Annotated in this window: 14 protein-coding genes; 9 read left to right on the plus strand and 5 right to left on the minus strand. The window is 43.0% G+C overall.

Annotation, left to right across the window (positions count from 1 at the left end; all coding sequences use genetic code 11):
* Positions 1–118: 118 nt before the first annotated feature.
* The 3 genes from ACK4EX_RS10585 to ACK4EX_RS10595 all read left to right on the plus strand — a co-directional run bounded on the left by ACK4EX_RS10585 (position 119) and on the right by ACK4EX_RS10595 (position 3,205).
* A complete protein-coding gene (locus tag ACK4EX_RS10585; RefSeq protein WP_409772590.1) occupies positions 119–1,273 on the plus strand; it encodes a PorP/SprF family type IX secretion system membrane protein in 1,155 nt (384 codons plus the stop codon).
* Between the two features lie 82 nt (positions 1,274–1,355).
* Entirely contained in the window at positions 1,356–2,603 is a 1,248-nt protein-coding gene (gene rocD / locus ACK4EX_RS10590) for an ornithine--oxo-acid transaminase (protein ID WP_409772592.1), read from the plus strand.
* On the plus strand, positions 2,600–3,205 hold the full coding sequence (locus tag ACK4EX_RS10595) for a thioredoxin family protein (protein ID WP_409772594.1): 606 nt from the start codon (positions 2,600–2,602) through the stop codon (positions 3,203–3,205). The genes rocD and ACK4EX_RS10595 overlap by 4 nt, the downstream gene beginning before the upstream one ends.
* On the opposite strand, the gene ACK4EX_RS10600 is transcribed toward ACK4EX_RS10595, so the two are convergent.
* From ACK4EX_RS10600 to ACK4EX_RS10620, 5 genes are all read right to left on the minus strand, one after another.
* Positions 3,198–4,118, minus strand: coding sequence for a glycosyltransferase family 2 protein (locus tag ACK4EX_RS10600; protein WP_409772596.1), 921 nt, complete (start codon positions 4,116–4,118; stop codon positions 3,198–3,200). The genes ACK4EX_RS10595 and ACK4EX_RS10600 overlap by 8 nt on opposite strands.
* A complete protein-coding gene (locus ACK4EX_RS10605; protein WP_409772599.1) occupies positions 4,115–5,431 on the minus strand; it encodes an oligosaccharide flippase family protein in 1,317 nt (438 codons plus the stop codon). The genes ACK4EX_RS10600 and ACK4EX_RS10605 overlap by 4 nt, the downstream gene beginning before the upstream one ends.
* Positions 5,421–7,919 carry a YCF48-related protein gene (locus tag ACK4EX_RS10610; RefSeq protein WP_409772600.1) on the minus strand — a complete coding sequence of 833 codons (2,499 nt, stop codon included), beginning with the start codon at positions 7,917–7,919 and terminating at the stop codon, positions 5,421–5,423. Before ACK4EX_RS10610 ends, ACK4EX_RS10605 begins: the two co-directional genes overlap by 11 nt.
* A gap of 260 nt (positions 7,920–8,179) precedes the next feature.
* On the minus strand, positions 8,180–8,332 hold the full coding sequence (locus ACK4EX_RS10615; RefSeq protein WP_409772602.1) for a hypothetical protein: 153 nt from the start codon (positions 8,330–8,332) through the stop codon (positions 8,180–8,182).
* A 60-nt stretch (positions 8,333–8,392) separates the two neighbouring features.
* Positions 8,393–8,542 carry an AAA family ATPase gene (locus tag ACK4EX_RS10620; protein WP_409772759.1) on the minus strand — a complete coding sequence of 50 codons (150 nt, stop codon included), beginning with the start codon at positions 8,540–8,542 and terminating at the stop codon, positions 8,393–8,395.
* Between the two features lie 275 nt (positions 8,543–8,817).
* Between ACK4EX_RS10620 and ACK4EX_RS10625 the strand changes: the two genes are divergently transcribed.
* The 6 genes from ACK4EX_RS10625 to carB all read left to right on the plus strand — a co-directional run bounded on the left by ACK4EX_RS10625 (position 8,818) and on the right by carB (position 17,615).
* Complete coding sequence (locus ACK4EX_RS10625; RefSeq protein ID WP_409772604.1) at positions 8,818–11,232, plus strand: 3-hydroxyacyl-CoA dehydrogenase/enoyl-CoA hydratase family protein; 2,415 nt, start codon at positions 8,818–8,820, stop codon at positions 11,230–11,232.
* A gap of 129 nt (positions 11,233–11,361) precedes the next feature.
* The gene (locus ACK4EX_RS10630; RefSeq protein ID WP_409772607.1) at positions 11,362–12,240 is read left to right on the plus strand and encodes a hypothetical protein; all 879 of its coding nucleotides are present in this window, start codon (positions 11,362–11,364) and stop codon (positions 12,238–12,240) included.
* Positions 12,227–12,859: a dephospho-CoA kinase gene (coaE, locus tag ACK4EX_RS10635; protein ID WP_409772609.1), complete on the plus strand. Its 633-nt coding sequence runs from the start codon at positions 12,227–12,229 to the stop codon at positions 12,857–12,859. The genes ACK4EX_RS10630 and coaE overlap by 14 nt, the downstream gene beginning before the upstream one ends.
* The gene (locus ACK4EX_RS10640; protein WP_409772612.1) at positions 12,807–14,312 is read left to right on the plus strand and encodes an NAD(P)H-hydrate dehydratase; all 1,506 of its coding nucleotides are present in this window, start codon (positions 12,807–12,809) and stop codon (positions 14,310–14,312) included. Before coaE ends, ACK4EX_RS10640 begins: the two co-directional genes overlap by 53 nt.
* 209 nt (positions 14,313–14,521) lie before the next feature.
* Positions 14,522–14,680 carry a 50S ribosomal protein L34 gene (rpmH, locus tag ACK4EX_RS10645; protein WP_084180220.1) on the plus strand — a complete coding sequence of 53 codons (159 nt, stop codon included), beginning with the start codon at positions 14,522–14,524 and terminating at the stop codon, positions 14,678–14,680.
* An 85-nt stretch (positions 14,681–14,765) separates the two neighbouring features.
* Positions 14,766–17,615: a carbamoyl-phosphate synthase large subunit gene (carB, locus tag ACK4EX_RS10650; RefSeq protein ID WP_409772615.1), complete on the plus strand. Its 2,850-nt coding sequence runs from the start codon at positions 14,766–14,768 to the stop codon at positions 17,613–17,615.
* Positions 17,616–17,627 lie beyond the last annotated feature (12 nt).

Genomic DNA, 17,627 nt, shown 5'->3' on the forward strand with positions numbered 1-17,627 from the left:
TTTTCCATTCAACCTCAAATAGCAAGAAAATCATTGCTCTGCAAAAAATACATGAACTTATCCCAATTACCACATTTAGCAAGTTTACGGGTATTTTCTTTTGCAGCGTACAACAGCCATGAAAGTAAGTAGCGCACTTTTTTTAGCGATCCATGCTTCAGCCATTCGGCAAAAGCACACTTTCGCAGCGCTGTTAATGATATGCATCTCTCTCTCTGCCTCTGCACAAGACCCAATTCTATCCCAGTTTTACATCAACCGACTTTACCTCAATCCTGCATATGCTGGTGTAAATCGCGACCTCACCATAGGCGTCGTAAATCGCCAGCAATGGACTAATTTACCTGGCCCACATAGCATTACACTCGCTACAGCCGATATCGGTTGCCCTACATCGGGCCTAGGTTTTGGCCTAAGACTTTTCGACCATATCGTTGGTCCGGCAGGCTACCACAAGACCGATTTTGCTACTTCCGTATCTGTAAATATACCTGGCTTCTTTAGCCGAAATTGGCCTTTTCGCCAAATGCGTAAGGCTAAATACCTGATAGGCGCCGGCCTTCAGTATGGCCTTGCTCAAAAGCGCATCGACTGGTCTAAGCTCGTCTTTTCTGACCAAATCGATCCCTTTCAAGGTATTGTATCGCCAACTTCAGTACTCAACATTGGAAACGACGTCTCAAACCTTACCCACGACCTTTCTGCAGGCATACTCTTTCGCGGTGAGCTCTCACGCGAGGGTTCTTTTTTTTCCCTTGGGTTCTCAGGTTTCCACCTCAACAGACCTCGGGAAACCATGATTGGTCTAGACCACAGAATCCCAACACGTTACACGGCCCATTTTTTTACCCATTTTTTACTTAGTTCACCCTATCGCAATCGCAATCAACACTACCTCTCACTCGGTTATGTACGCCATTGGCAAAGTACTCTGGCCAGCAATGCCGTTCATCTAAGTACAAATTTTGGTGATCACGTACTTGTTGGCTTAGGCTTGCGCTCAGAGCTATATCCGCTCGTCGATCGCCGTGTTGAATCTTTGATCTTCAACCTTGGCTATCAGTTTACAGGTTTTACCCTCACATACAGCTACGATATTGTACTCTCGGCCCTTGGCCCGCAGAATACGGCTGGCACCCACGAATTTGGCCTTGTTTATCGGTTTGAAAATGTCTATTTCTGTCGCGAACGCAGCATCCGCAAAAAAGCTCAGGCGCGCTGCCTATTGATCGACCGACAAACAAGAGGGGCATTTGACCTGTTTAATTTTTAGTACATTTTTGCTTTAATATAAACATTTTCTCATCGCTAATTAATTACTTTTGTCCATAACAGATTTTCAATATTGTAATAATATGCTTACAAATACAATTTTTTCATCAGCCGAAGCGATTGAACTTGAAAAAAAATATGGCGCTTACAATTACCATCCCATCCCCGTGGTGCTCGATCGCGGGCAGGGCGTGTTTGTATGGGATGTAGAAGGAAAGCGCTACTTCGACTTTCTTTCTGCCTACTCTGCTGTAAATCAAGGTCACTGCCACCCTAAAATTATAGACGCCCTCATCACACAAGCTCAAAAACTCACCCTTACTTCACGCGCTTTTTACAACAGTGTTTTGGGCAGATATGAAAAATACATGTGCGAGCTCTTTGGCTACCAACGCATACTGCCCATGAATACCGGCGTCGAAGGTGGTGAAACAGCCATAAAGCTCGCTAGAAAGTGGGCATATGAAGTAAAAAAAATACCTGAAAACAAAGCTGTTATTCTCTTTGCCGAAAACAACTTCTGGGGTAGAACCCTCGCTGCCATCAGCTCATCTACCGATCCTGAGAGCTTTACCAATTTTGGCCCTTACATGCCAGGTTTTAAAGTCATTCCTTACAATAACCTGGAGGCACTCGAAAAAGAACTGAGCAGCAATCCAAACATTGCCGCCTTCATGGTAGAGCCCATTCAGGGGGAGGCGGGTGTAGTGGTTCCTGATGAGGGTTATTTGGCTAGTGTTCGAAAATTATGTACACATTATAAAGTGCTCTTTATAGCCGATGAAGTGCAAACCGGCATTGGCCGCACAGGTCGTATGCTCGCAACTGATTACGAAAATGCTCGGCCTGATATCTTGATACTTGGCAAAGCTTTATCAGGTGGGGTGATGCCTGTATCAGCCGTTTTGGCTGATGATGAGGTGATGCTTACCATTCGCCCAGGCCAGCACGGTAGCACCTTTGGTGGAAATCCCCTTGCTTGCTCTGTGGCAATGGCAGCACTTGACGTGGTGGTCGAAGAAAACTTGCCTGACAACGCTTATCGCATGGGCATTATCTTTAGAGAAGAAATGGAAAAGATAAAAAACCTTCGCCCTGATCTAATAGCTACAGTACGCGGAAAAGGCCTGTTAAATGCAGTCGTAATAAACGATACTCCTAAAAGCAAAACAGCCTGGAACATTTGCTTGGCCCTTAAAGACCACGGTCTACTTGCAAAACCTACTCATGGAAATATCATCCGCTTTGCTCCACCACTTGTCATCAACGAAGAACAAATGCTGGAAGCAATCAGTATTTTGAGTAAAGTTTTCATGGAATTTCAAAAATGATTCAACTCGAAACCGACAGAAAACAATGGCTGGCTGCCAAGTTGAAGGTATCAATGTCTTTCGAAGATTATCTCAAAGACGTTGAAATACAAGTAAAAGAGGCAGGAACCTCAGGTCTAAATCAATCATCCGATTATGTCGAATACACCAAAATGGCCTACCAACGGATGACCCGATGGCTAAAAACGCTTAATCCAGGCCATTTCGTTTTTGACTTTACAGTTGAGAAAAAAATCACCATGCTCACCCTCACCGAGAGCTGGTGTGGCGATGCAGCTCATATTTCTCCGATACTCTACTACATCTCGTTACAAAATGGCCTTTCACTCCGCTTCCTCTATAGAGATCAGCACATCGACTTAATGGACGAATACCTTACTAACGGTAGCCGAAGTATTCCAAAAGTAATTTTTGTAGATGATCAGCTCAACGAAGTAGCTTCCTGGGGACCTAGGCCAGCTCATGCACAGGAACTGTACCTACGCCTAAAAGCGACTGGTGATGTTCAAAAAATTATTCACGGCTTGCAGATGTGGTATAACAAAGACAAAGGTGCTTGCACAAAAATGGAGATTGAAACCATAATCAGAAATCTCAACTAAGTTTAGCCAGATACTGATCTGGTTTTTCTAATTGATTAAGGTATTCAAATCCCTCCCTTTCCAGCACTTTCTTACGAAGAATAGAACGAATTACTGGAAGTGTACCAATTAAGAGAAGCGCATAAGCTTTACGGAGTGATGGGTAATTAAGAATACTGAGCAAAAGGTGTTTGAAAAATTTTTTATTGTTAGGTACATAAAAAAAATAAACGCGCGCCAGGCTGTAATGGTAATTGGCCATTCGAATTCGAAAAGAGGTTTTTTTGTTTTTTGGTCTGAATTCGGTTGTAACCGAGTGGGGTACGATGCGATATTTTACAAGTGCTACTGGCAGATTAACCGCTTTACCTTTTGCACATAAAACTTTCATTAATTCGTAATCAGCCAAATATTGATGCACAGCAGTGTTGTAACCGCCGACTTCTGCTGCAGCCTGCCGACTATATACTACCGAACTGTGCGTAAAGAGATTTTTCTGTTGAATCAATCTAGTAATAGTTAACCCGTCGGTGACTTTGGGTTCGATGTGCAAATGATTCCCATCCTTATCGATTATCTGCGCAAAAGAACCCACCAGGATGTACTCTGGGTGCTTTTCAAGATATTTAAGTTGAATCTCAAGTTTTAAAGGATTCCACACATCATCAGCGTCAATTATAGCTATCCAGCGACCACGAGCTTTTTCAAGCAAGTAATTTTTTGCCCTTGCAACCCCTGAGTTTTCAATTTTAAACGCCCGGATCCGACCGTCTGAATAGTGCCCGATTATTTCCCAAGAGGCATCGGTTGATCCATCATCTACTATTAAAAACTCAAAATTTTTATAACTCTGCCCGAGCACGCTTTCAATACATTCAGCCAAATAAGGCTGGGCATTATACACGCTGAGAATTACAGAAACTTCAGGATTCACGCTTTGGAAAAATGTTGTTTGAAGGCATGCGAAAGCCACCGCCAAGAGATTAGCACGTAAAGCATATCCATGATCGATCGGAAACCAGCTCCCCCCGCGGCTCCATAGTGTTTTATTGCGGCATAATTACCAGCAATCGATATAACCATCATTACAAAAAGCACTTTAAAGTGCAAATCGTCGCGTTTCAGGTGTATGAAGGCTTGATACACAATTAAATTTATGAAAACTCCTGCAACCAGTGAAGGAATAAACAGGTCAAACAGAGAGTAGGCGTGCAAAAAATCTTCACCAAAAAGCACCTTAAAGATTACGGGCGACATCATGTATAAAAAAGCAGATGCCAAGGAGGTAGCAAGTAAAATCCATTTTAAATACCGAAAAAATGTCTTTTTGTAAACATCAAAACCTTCTTTCATTTTTTTTGATAAATAAGGTAGAAGCGTCATTTGTACCGGATAAAACATCATGCTTTGTACGACCATAAACAACTTGTGAGCTGCACTAAATTGGCCGAGTTGAGCTGCGTTAATTAAGGTCCCGGCCCAGTACATTCCTGAGAGCGCATAGAACTTATTGGCCATACCTGCTGAGAAAATGTAAAATCCATTTTTAATATTCCGAATGATTAGCTTGAAACCCGGATAGTACACCCTGAGCTCAGGAATAAGCCGAAAGGCATACCAAAATGTGAGAATAGAAACTAACACATAGCCGATGGTGGTGCTTACAGCTACCAGATAGTAATCAGTTTCTCTTTTGACGAAAATAAAGAGAAGAAATGCGAAGATGAGTTTCAACCCCACATTTGCTAAAGCTACAACGCCCAATTTCTGAAGGCCCTGAAAATACCAATTTTGACTTAAGACAAAAGAAAATGTGATGAAATAGTAGCTTATTAAGGGTAATGTATACCCTCTGAGGGTACTACTTACTACAAGTAGTAGAGTAAAAAGTGCAGTGCTAGCTGCCCATAAAATCATTTTGCTCCAGAAGACCGTACTGAAAAGCCTGGAAACCAATATGGGGTTATGGCTTATTACTGCCATTCGACGCGTAGCGGTGATGTCGAAACTGTATTCTACCAGTTGAATAAAATACAAGACAATAGAATACGAAAATTCGAGCCAGCCAAATTTTTCCACGCCTACCACTCGACTTATGTAAGGAATGGTAATCAACGGAATCAAATAGTTAGCCGCTTGAGATAAGGTGATGTATGAAAAATTGCGAAACAAAACACCCGACATGGCGTCAAAGATACCATGCCGGGAGGGGGATATTAAGGTTGTTTTAAAAAGCTCAGTACTCAATCAATTTCCTTCTGAGCGTATTTCCTTCGATATCATCGATTTCAATTAAGTAAAACCCACTTTTAACGCTTGATAATTTTAATATGCCATCAGAAAATTCCCGGATTTCTAATACAATTTTACCTGAAGCATCCAACAATCGAAGAGATTGTATAGGACTTTTGTATTGTAAGAAAACTTCTGACATAGCTGGATTTGGATAGATGCGTAAGGCGCTTATCTCGTTATCATTTAAAGAAAGTCCTGACACAATCCAAGCATTTTTATTGTAAGTAAATTGGCAGCTGTCTTTGTAAAGAATCACAGAGATCTGAATGCTGCCAAATGCAGCAGGCATGCTGTAAGTGAAATTTCCAGTCACAGTTGATTGGATCAGAACACCACTAGTGGTATGTGTTATTGAAACAAGCATAGAATCAGCTGTGCCAATGGGTATTGTCAGATTAGTAGCAGGTACAAAAGTGTCTTGAACTGTAGTCAAAGGATTTGGCAAAGGCAAAATCTGATTGACCACGATAGAGTCGATTATTGCACAACTGCCACTTGAGTAAATTACTGTGTACACTCCTGGCTGAAATATTGAAACATTTGGCAGATTGGAGTATGGGTTCCCATTTAATAACCATTGAACTGCAATACCTGCTGACGGAGTTAGACTAATTTGAATTGTATCATTTCCGCACAGGGTAAAGGAGGCACCATTTATACCAGGTGATGATGCTAAAAAGGAATATTTAAAGTGTTTCGAATTGTTAGAAAGTGATGAATCATTAGAAAATACTGTAGCAAACAAACTGTCGCCATTGGAAATTGCAATAGGTGAATTAACAAGCGAAAATACATAATGTGATTCCGGAGCCACTGTTTCATACACTGTGCGATGAATGAATCCTGCAGGCGTATGCAATCTCGATAATATCGGGTAGTGATCCACTTTAGTGCTGTTAAAAACTACAGCTTCCGGACTATCAGCAGTTACAGGCTGGCATGTAGAATGATAGTTGATCGAGTCAATACGTATATCGTAGGGGGCATTTATCACTCGTATATCATCTATAAGCCATAGTCCATTCACAGCATTAGTACCTGAAATAATAAACCTCAATTGAATTCCAGTTTGATTGGGCAATGGAAGTCGGGCACTACGTCTGGCAGTATTCTTTAGTTTTGGTGAGGCTGCTAAAGACACGAAAGAGTTTCCGTCCATAGGACCATTAGACTGGTAGATGGTATTCCATTGTCCGTTTGAAAATGCCTGGATGTACATAGTCATTGTACCTGAAATAGGTGGTTGCACATACTCATTCCACTGCACGAGTGGCAACATGGCTCCCACCGTGCTAAATGAAGGAGTTGTAAGTATTGCACTATCGGTCCCCGATCCAAAAAAGCCACTTTGATATGCTGCAAATGGGGGTATAAATTGGCTCGCCACATTCTGGCTGATGGGGAAAGGATTGTTGAATCGCCATACTCTGTTGGTAAAAGGTGAGGAGTTTGACCAACCTACGGGAGGCTGAATGCTATCAGTAAAAGCGCAAAAATTTTCCTGAAAAAGCGTGGGGTAATCGCCATCGTAGGGAATAGTGTACACCAAACCCTGATTGCCGGCAATATAAATTCGATCTCGGTATTGATAGACAACCCTCATGGCTTGTGAAGTATTGAGGTTTACAGCCGCGCCATTACCGGCAGAGTCTGCCTGAAATGCAGCACCACCATTTCCTGCCAACAGGTAGCGCCAGGGTTTTAATAACTTACCGCCGTTGTAAAAAGTGGTTTGATTTACATTAACAGTTGTCCATGAGATACCGCCGTCTTTTGTTTTATATACTACGCCGTTTTGTCCGCAGATCATTCCATTTACATTGTCAAAAAAGTCAACTGACGAAAGTGTGCCAGTGAAAGGTCCGGTAATGGCGGTCCAAGTGAGCCCCTTGTCGGTCGAGCGATATACGATGCCCTGAACACCGCAAAGCACATAGGTATTATCAGTCACTTTAGCAATACTAAACGGTGATGCTGGTAGGTTATTCACTACAGTTGTCCAGGTGAGTCCGTAGTTATTCGACCGGATGACCACATTTCCACTGGCAGCTCCACCTCCTACAGCGATTACAACTGAGTCGTCTGCGACTACGTCAAGTAAGCCTGCTGATGTGCCGGATGTAATCGATGTCCATGTATTTCCATGATTGGTGCTGCGCAGCATTGTACCGCTTACTCCAACGACGATTCCGATGCTGTCTCCTGTAAATGCGATGGCACGTAATCCTGAGGTAGTAGGCGATGTTACTGTGTTCCACTGAGGAGTACAACCTGCGTTTCGTTTTATAATTATTCCATTATTGCCTACCATAAATAGTTCTCCTAGATTGTTTTCAGCAGCTCCCCAAAGTCCTTGTGTCGTTGGTGTTGGTTCATTTTGAACTTGTGCTCTGAGTAGTAATGTGAAAATCAGGAAAAGAGGTAATAGAATCTTTCTCATTTTTTATTTAGATTAATTCTAAACAAAGGAATTTCTCCTTTATTTTTTCAAAGTTAAGCAAATATTAAAAGGGTTTTTTCCATTATTTTATGAGATTTGGAAAATATTTGAGAATTTCAACCACAGTAGATCTTCTATCTGATGTGTTTGAGAGTTGAAGTTGATGCCGATTTTGTGGAGGTGATTGCCGGAGTCTTTCTGTAGAAGCTTTTGAGCACACTGTGCTTTTTTCAAGCCAGGTGGAAGCCATCCTTGTCAAGCTATTCAATCAGAATAACCCCTTCTGGTCCATTGTCATTTTGCTGCAATTTAATCAGTTCGCTAAACTTTACCGATGGGCTCTGACCAGTAAGTGAGTGGCCATAGCTCAGAACTATGCGATCGAGTTCGTGGTTGAGGGCTTTTGAGAGCAAAATCTCGCGATAGCCGATGCTGGCAAAGGGAATTTTAATGACCGGATACTCCTGAAAGTTCTACCTGTCGAAGATGAAAAGGCCCTCGAAGAGATCTCTTCTGCCCCGGAAGGGGTACTTAATGGCACTGAACAGAAATGACTTGCCAAACCTGCGCGGGCGTGAGGGGAAGTAATACTTGTGTAGGTGTAGAGCCTGTAGATGTATAATTTTTTGTCCATATACACCTTAGAATCGTCTAACTTCACTGAAGTCTAGAATGCTTATCAGGGATCGGGCGGAGTTCATTTCAGGAGGTTTTTTTGGAAAAGGTAGATTTATAGAATACTATGAGTTATCATAAGTAGCCTAAATAGTGAAAGTTCGTTTTTTGGAAATGTTTTGATCTAATGCTCGATTAATGTTTTTGCGAACGATATTTTATGCATGCATAATATTTTTTTGTCTATTTTTGACCTATTCTTAATCGACACTTCTCATTGCATATGAATACACCAAAAAACCGTTGGATTCGCAAAGTTGCCGTACTTGGCTCTGGTATAATGGGTTCTCGCATTGCCCTGCACCTTGCTAATGCAGGAATACCATCGTTGTTGCTGGATATTGTACCCAGAGAGCTCACTCCTGAAGAAGAGAAAAAAGGATTGACTCTACAAAGCCCGGAAGTCCGAAATCGAATTGTAAATCAAGCGTTAGCCACTGCAGTTAAGAGCAATCCTTCGCCAGTATATTCTCAGCGCTATGTGTCAAGAATAACAACAGGCAATTTTGAAGACGATTTTCCAAAAATCAAGGAGTGCGATTGGATTATTGAAGCTGTAGTAGAAAGACTTGATATAAAAAAGAGCATTTTTGACCAAGTAGAAAAATATCGCAAGCCGGGAAGTATCGTTAGTTCCAACACCTCAGGTATTCCTATTCACATAATGGCCGAAGGAAGAAGCGAAGATTTTAAGCGAAATTTTCTCGGCACACATTTTTTTAATCCTCCACGCTATTTACCTCTTTTAGAAATCATTCCAACCCCTTATACTGACCCGGCTATTACAGATTTTTTCCTACACTGGGGCGATCGTTATTTAGGTAAAACCACAGTACTGTGCAAGGATACGCCTGCATTTATAGCCAATAGAGTGGGAGTGTTTGGCATTATGGCGATTTTCCATGCCATTCGCGATATGGGCCTTACCGTTGAAGAGGTCGATAAACTTACTGGCCCAGTGCTCGGGCGACCAAAATCAGCTACCTTCCGCACTGCTGATGTAGTAGGTCTCGATACCCTGGTGCATGTAGCCAACGGCCTCTATCATGCTCTGCCTCATGACGAACAGCGTGAGCTCTTCCGTTTGCCCGACTTCATTCAGAAAATGATGGAAAACAAATGGCTGGGCGATAAAACTGGTCAGGGTTTTTACAAAAAAGTAAAGAATGCTGATGGTACTTCAATAATCCTAAGCCTCGATCTCAATACTTTAGAATACAGAGAACAGAAAAAAGCAAAATTCCCGACGCTGGAGCAGACGAAGACGATTGAAAACCTCGCTGATCGCTACAAGGTACTCATAGCCGGGCAGGACAAGGCGGGAGAGTTTTATCGAAAGTCGTTTGCAGCCTTGTTTTCGTATGTAGCACATCGCATTCCTGAAATATCTGACGAACTTTACCGTGTAGATGCAGCCATGCGCGCGGGCTTCGGATGGGAGCACGGTCCTTTCGAGATTTGGGATGCTCTCGGTATTCGAAAAGGTATTGAGCTCACTGAATCACAAGGTTACAAAGTGCCTCAATGGGTAAAAGATCTACCCGAAAAAGGAATAGACAAGTTTTATCAAACATCCGGAGGAACACAACAGTACTTTGACATACCGACTGCCTCTTTTAAAATCAGACCCGACCTCTCAGGAATCATCATTCTCGACCATCGTCGAAATACCTCTACCGTGTGGAGCAATTCCGAATGCTCAGTGATCGACCTTGGCGATGGGATTTTAAACATCGAGTTTCGCTCAAAAATGAATACCCTGGGATCAGGTGTTTTGGCAGGAATTAATAAAGGAATCGAACTTGCTGAGCGCGATTTTCGAGGGGTGGTCATTTCCAATCAGGGAGCGAACTTCTCTGTAGGCGCTAACCTTATGATGGTGTATATGATGGCAGTAGAGCAAGAATATGACGAGCTAAATTTTGCCATCAAATACTTTCAAGACACAGTGATGCGCGTGCGTTACAGCCAAATTCCAGTAGTAGTAGCTCCTCATGGAATGACCCTCGGCGGAGGTTGTGAACTGGTGCTGCATGCCGATGCTGTACAAGCAGCTGCCGAAACATATATGGGTCTTGTTGAATTTGGAGTAGGCGTGATACCTGGCGGAGGAGGCACAAAGGAGTTAACCCGTCGCAGCGCTTTGCGATACATTAAAGATGACATTGAATTGAATGTATTACGCGAATATTTTTACAAGATCGCGACAGCTAAAGTAGCCACTTCAGCTACTGAGGCTTTTGAATTTGGATTTTTGGTAGAGGGGCGCGATCGAATTTCGTTAAACAAAAACAGACTTATCTCAGATGCGAAAAATTTGGCCATTTCACTGGCTGAAAGTGGCTACGTAATGCCAACACGCGATAAGTTTAAAGTACTTGGCCGCTCAGCCTTGGGAATGTTTGCCGTAGGTATACATCAAATGGTTGAAGGCGGCTATGCCACAGAATACGAAGCCCATATGGCCAATAAACTGGCTTGGGTAATGGCTGGTGGCGACCTTTCAGAACCTGCTCAAGTGAGCGAACAATATCTACTAGATCTTGAGCGCGAAGCCTTCCTACATCTATGTACCCAGCGAAAGACCCTTGAGCGAATCCAACATATGCTCAATACAGGAAAACCTTTGAGAAATTAATTTCACTACTTTACAACTCAAACAAAAGCCGCAGACTTCCCTGCGGCTTTTTATTTGCAATTATCCCGAGATTTTTGCTGAGTTACTACCTTATTAAAAGCGAAATTTGTCAAACAATAGGGTATCGAGTTGAATAGAAATTTTTTTGATCTTAACCTGAAACTTAAAAACTTTCTTTCTAAACACAGTACTTTTTTTGTTATACTCTTAGGGGTAACTATCTTGGTGATTTTTAACCATTTAAACCAAAAAGAACTACCCGGTGCGACTACGTACATCGAGGTAAAGCAGCTTCCCAGGATCTACTTGGCCGATTCATCGAAACTAAAAGTTGAAATATTTCACCTCAATTCAAAAAATAAGAAGAACATTCCTCGAATACTCCAGGTAAATTTTCACTCGTTTAATTTTCATACCCCTTCCAATCGCTGGTATTTGACCAAAAACGATTTTCAGGAATTTCTGCGCGAGCATACTATAGTGCGCATTATACCTGATACTGTTTGGTTTAGCCCGTGGTTTTCAGCAGTAAAAAAATTACCGGTACGCCTTGACTTCGAAGTTCCTGAGCCCTTTGAATTAATAGATGCGCAAATTTACCCGGAACACATTCCACTTTTACATCGCGAAGCTAACGATTTGCAAGTTAAGGAAATACACTTGGGTACTCTTAAACTTAAGAGAGATAGAAGAATTCAAGAAGTGGAAATAAGGCTCAAACCTCACTTACCTGAGGGCACCGTTTCAAATGTGCAGATTATCAAAGTTTTAGCTGAAATCGGACAATGGAAACCTGAAAAAATAACCTTAAGGCGCCGATTAAATGGAACATATTATGATTTTTCCTTATCGTTCGAAACTCCGGTAACCGATCTTTTAGATCAATTAGACAAGTGTATATGGATTCGCCGTGTAGAGAACGTGGGTTTTAAGGCAGAATTACGCAATGGCAAAAAGTGCCGAAGAATTCGGAACTTAAAAATCTCATCAGTGAATGAAGTCAAGTGAGCGACTTCCATACTGTGTGGGCTTAACAGGTGGAATCGGAAGCGGAAAAACTACTGCTGCCCAACTGTTTCGGCATCTAGGAGTACCCGTTTATATAGCCGATGATGAGGCAAAAAGATTAATTGACTCAGACCCGGTTATTCGCAGAAATATCATTGCCCATTTTGGTACCGAGGCATATACTTCTTCAGGGCTTAATAGGCAGTATATAGCACAGAGGGTCTTTACAAATCCAGAAAAATTAGAATTGCTCAATTCACTTACACACCCAGCTGTGAAAGAGCATTTTAAAAAATGGATAACCCTCCAAAATGCGCTCTTTGTGATCAAGGAAGCTGCGATTCTTTTCGAGGCTGGCACCTATAGAGAATGCGATTTGATTATCAGTATCGTAGCTCCTGAAAACACACGTCTAGAGCGCATTCAAAGGCGGTCGGGTTTGAGCATAGAAGAAATCAAAAGCCGTATCGCGCGCCAATGGACAGATAAAAAGCGCCTTCAACTATCTGATTATGTGGTTTTAAATGATGGAAAACATTCACTTATAAAACAAATTTTACACATTTATGAAGATATTATCCGCCGAACAAATCCGGGAAGCAGACCGATATACTATTGAAAATGAGCCTATTGCTTCTATTGATTTAATGGAGAGGGCCATACACGCGTGGGTATCGGAGTATATACAATCGCCCTTTTTTGAATACAAAAAACCGATAACAGTACTCTGCGGCCCAGGTAACAATGGGGGTGATGGACTCGGTATAGCTCGAGCACTAAAAATTTTTCATCCTGTTTCGGTTTATGTTCTCCCCTCCGAAAAGTATTCTGCAGACAACACCATCAATCAAAAAAGAGCCCTGGAGGCGGGAATTGAACTATTTTCTATTCAAAAACCGGAAGATATCAAGGTAACAGGCGATGCTGTGATTGTGGATGCCCTTTATGGCAGTGGCTTGAGTCGACCTCTCGAGGGGTTAGCTGCCGAAGTTGTTCAATTCATTAATCGGCTGCCAAACAAAAAAATTGCCGTTGATATTCCCTCAGGCATGTTTGCCGACGATAACGACAACAACACATTAGATACAATCGTCTCGGCCGACTTGACAATAACCTTTCAATTGCCTAAACTTTCTTTTCTGATGATGCCCACGGGGCCTCTCGCAGGCGAATTGCGTATTGCTGACATTGGACTCCATCCTGAATTTTTAAAAAATGTACCGACAAATCACTATCTACTTGAAAAAAGTGATGCAGCTAAGCTCTACAAGCCACGCAGTGCTTGGATACACAAAGGTCAAGCCGGTAGAGCACTGTTGATTGGTGGCATTGGCCATACTTCCGGAGCTGCAATTTTGTCGGCTACGGCTGCTCTGCGGGCAGGCGTAGGGTTGCTCTATGTGGCCTGTGGAACGCGGGCTGCACAGGCATTGCCCATCGCGCGGCCTGAGGTTATTTCTTTTGACTTAAATGAACTAAATATCAACGACTTAATATCAGGCATTGAGCCTCATGCCCTTGCTATAGGACCGGGATTAGGTGCCAGTTCAGCAGCTGCCGAATTGCTTGATCAGATTTTGGAATACGACATTCCTACTGTGCTAGATGCAGATGCGCTCAATTTAATTGCCATGCATCGCTGGCAAAAACGAATTGGAAAACAGCATCTCATCACACCTCATCCGGGTGAAGCCACTAGGTTGTTTGGAAACAGTAAACCAATGGAATTTCATCGATCCTTGATAAGTTTTGTACAATCATCGGGCTGTACAGTAGTTTATAAAGGTAAATACTCGCGCACATACACTCCTGAGGGTAACGTTTACTTTAACCCCACCGGCAATGCCGGAATGGCTACTGCGGGTTCGGGCGATGTGCTCACCGGAATTTTATTGGCGCTTGTGGCTGGCGGATATTCTTTGGAAAATGCTGCAAAGCTCGGTGTGTACCTTCATGGGCTATCGGGCGATTTAGCATTGAAGTGGAGAGGCTGCGAAGAAGCTGTGCTCGCCAGTGATCTGTGCGAAAAGCTCGGAAATGCATTTGAAGTGTTGAAGAAGGAAGTTGAATAGTTAGTGTAAAATACAACATAATTTTGAAAATTGTGATTTTCCGTGACTATCGGACATTAGTAAGCCAACTTTTAATTTCTCATAGAAAAATTAATTTTCAATCTAACATTGTAGATTACAATACTAAGACTATCTTTGCAGCCCGATTGAAAAAAGGGTTATTTGCACTGAAATTTGTTAAAAGACTCCGATCAAATATTCGTAAATAAATGAAAAGAACATTTCAACCATCGAACCGCAAGCGTGTAAACAAGCACGGATTTCGCAAGCGCATGAGCACTGCAAACGGTCGCAGAGTATTGGCTGCCCGCAGGGCACGTGGCAGAAAGAAACTTACTGTATCTGACGAACCATATTACAAGGGTTAATGCATAGTATTGATGAAATAACAAAAGGTGTTGCCACACGGTAACACCTTTTTTTTTATCCTTTTTTTTAAACAGTATTATAAACATGCCAAAAGACACCAGTATAAAATCGGTACTCATTATAGGATCGGGACCTATTGTGATCGGTCAGGCTTGTGAATTTGATTACAGTGGATCGCAAGCAGCTCGCTCTCTGCGAGAAGAAGGCATAGAAGTAACGCTGATCAACAGCAATCCGGCCACAATTATGACCGATCCGGTTACGGCCGACCATGTTTACCTCTGGCCTCTAACGATTGAAAGTCTGGAAAAAATTCTGCAAGAGCGCAAGATCGATGCTGTATTGCCCACAATGGGAGGTCAAACTGCCTTAAATCTCTGTATTGAAGCCGATAAACAAGGCCTATGGCAGGAATATGGTGTCAGAATTATCGGTGTAGACATAGAAGCCATTCATATAACTGAAGATCGAGAGCGCTTTCGACAGTTTCTCGATCAACAAGGCATTCCATATGCCCCATCTAAAATTGCTACCTCTTATTTGAAAGGAAAGGAAATTGCCCAGGAATTTGGGTTTCCGCTCTGTATAAGACCCTCTTTCACGCTCGGCGGTTCAGGAGCATCTATTGTTTACCATAAAGAGGAATTCGACAGCTTACTGAAGCGCGGTTTGGAAGAGAGCCCTATACACGAGGTGCTGATCGATAAGGCTTTGATGGGTTGGAAGGAATTTGAGCTGGAGCTGCTGCGCGACAGCAACGACAATGTGGTAATCATCTGCTCTATTGAGAATTTCGATCCGATGGGGATTCACACGGGCGACTCGATCACTGTAGCTCCAGCTATGACGCTGAGCGACCGCACCTTTCAACGCATGCGCGATATGGCCATTAAGATGATGCGAAATCTGGGCAAGTTTGCTGGGGGATGTAACGTGCAATTTGCAGTAAGTCCGGATGAAAAAGAAGATATAGTAGCCATTGAGATTAATCCGCGGGTATCTCGTTCATCGGCTCTAGCCAGTAAAGCCACAGGCTATCCTATTGCTAAAATTGCCGCTAAACTGGCACTTGGATATCACTTGACAGAGCTGGCCAATCCCATTACAGGGGAAACATCAGCCTATTTCGAACCCACACTCGACTATGTTATTGTAAAAATACCCCGCTGGAACTTTGATAAATTCGAAGGAGCAGACCGTAGGCTTGGTCTGCAAATGAAGTCAGTAGGCGAAGTAATGGGCATAGGCCGTAGCTTTCAGGAAGCTCTGCATAAAGCGGCTCAATCGCTCGAAATTAAACGCAACGGATTGGGTGCTGACGGCAAAGGGCTTACCAATCAGGACCTTGTACTCGAAAAGCTGGCTAATCCAAGCTGGGACAGAATTTTTGTGATTTACGACGCTATACAGTTGGGCATTCCACTTCGCAAAATCCACGAAATCACTAAGATCGATATGTGGTTTTTGCGTGAAATCGAGGATCTTGCCAATACCCAGAGGCGTATCGAAGAACATACCCTCGAGTCTCTTCCACCTGAATTGCTATTTGAAGCAAAGCAAAAGGGTTTTGCTGACAGGCAAATTGCCCACATGCTGCACAGGCTCGAAAGTGAAGTGTTCAACAAACGAATAGAGTACGGCCTCAAGCGGGTATACAAACTTGTGGATACCTGTGCAGCTGAGTTTCCGGCAAAGACACCGTATTATTATTCCACTTTTGAGATGCCAGTGATGCGACCCGATGGCACACTGGAAGTAAAAAACGACAGCAAGGTATCAGACCGAAAGAAGGTGGTGGTGCTCGGCAGTGGCCCCAATCGCATTGGACAAGGAATCGAATTTGACTATTGCTGCGTGCACGGTGTACTGGCTGCCCGCGAGTGTGGCTACGAGACTATAATGATCAACTGCAACCCTGAAACTGTATCGACAGACTTCAATGTGTCTGACAAGCTTTATTTCGAGCCGGTTTTTTGGGAACACATTTACGAAATCATTCTGCACGAAAAGCCCATCGGAGTGATTGTACAGCTGGGTGGACAGACAGCCCTAAAACTAGCCGAAAAACTTCATCGGTACGGAATACCCATCATTGGTACCAGCTTCGAATCGCTCGACCTGGCTGAAGACCGCGGAAAGTTCTCGAACCTACTGAGAGAGCACAACATTCCTTATCCAAAGTTTGATGTAATTACTGACCCAGACCAGATCTACGAAGTGGCTGAGGAGCTTGGTTTTCCGCTGCTTGTGCGCCCCAGTTATGTATTGGGCGGACAGGGCATGAAGATCGTGATCAATATGGAAGAGCTCGAACACCATGTGGTGGAGCTGTTCAAAGACTTTCCGGGCAACAGAGTGCTGCTCGATCATTACCTGGATGGTGCAATCGAAGCTGAAGCCGATGCCATAGCCGATGGCGAAGATGTGTATATCATCGGAATAATGGAGCACATTGAGCCCTGTGGAATCCATTCGGGCGATAGCCATGCCGTACTGCCGCCTTTTAACCTCGGGCCGCTAATAATTGAGCAAATTCGAGAGCATACCATCACCATAGCAAAAGCGCTGAAAGTCAAAGGGCTAATCAATGTGCAGTTTGCTATCAAAAACGATGTCGTGTATGTGATCGAGGCCAATCCAAGGGCCAGCCGTACGGTACCATTTATTGCAAAGGCCTATGGCGAGCCTTATGTGAACTACGCAACGCGCTTTATGCTGGGTGAAAACAAAGTAAAAGACTTTGAATATAAACCTCAGCTGGATGGATATGCGATTAAGATACCAGTGTTTTCATTTAATAAATTCCCAAATGTAAACAAAGAGCTTGGGCCGCAGATGCGATCAACAGGTGAGGCAATACACTTCATTAAAAACCTGCGCGACCCAATGTTTAAGAAAGTGTATAGTGAACGAAACTTATATTTGAGCAGATAATTTATTTACTTA

It is taken from the genome of Thermaurantimonas sp. (assembly GCF_046299575.1).
Taxonomy (GTDB): Bacteria; Bacteroidota; Bacteroidia; order Flavobacteriales; family Schleiferiaceae; genus Thermaurantimonas.

Coding starts and splice junctions, on each gene's coding strand:
- ACK4EX_RS10585 (WP_409772590.1), top strand. CDS start 119: ATGAAAGTAAGTAGCGCACTTTTTTTAGCGATCCATGCTTCAGCCATT.
- rocD (WP_409772592.1), top strand. CDS start 1,356: ATGCTTACAAATACAATTTTTTCATCAGCCGAAGCGATTGAACTTGAA.
- ACK4EX_RS10595 (WP_409772594.1), top strand. CDS start 2,600: ATGATTCAACTCGAAACCGACAGAAAACAATGGCTGGCTGCCAAGTTG.
- ACK4EX_RS10610 (WP_409772600.1), bottom strand. CDS start 7,919: ATGAGAAAGATTCTATTACCTCTTTTCCTGATTTTCACATTACTACTC.
- ACK4EX_RS10625 (WP_409772604.1), top strand. CDS start 8,818: ATGAATACACCAAAAAACCGTTGGATTCGCAAAGTTGCCGTACTTGGC.
- coaE (WP_409772609.1), top strand. CDS start 12,227: ATGAAGTCAAGTGAGCGACTTCCATACTGTGTGGGCTTAACAGGTGGA.
- ACK4EX_RS10640 (WP_409772612.1), top strand. CDS start 12,807: ATGAAGATATTATCCGCCGAACAAATCCGGGAAGCAGACCGATATACT.
- rpmH (WP_084180220.1), top strand. CDS start 14,522: ATGAAAAGAACATTTCAACCATCGAACCGCAAGCGTGTAAACAAGCAC.
- carB (WP_409772615.1), top strand. CDS start 14,766: ATGCCAAAAGACACCAGTATAAAATCGGTACTCATTATAGGATCGGGA.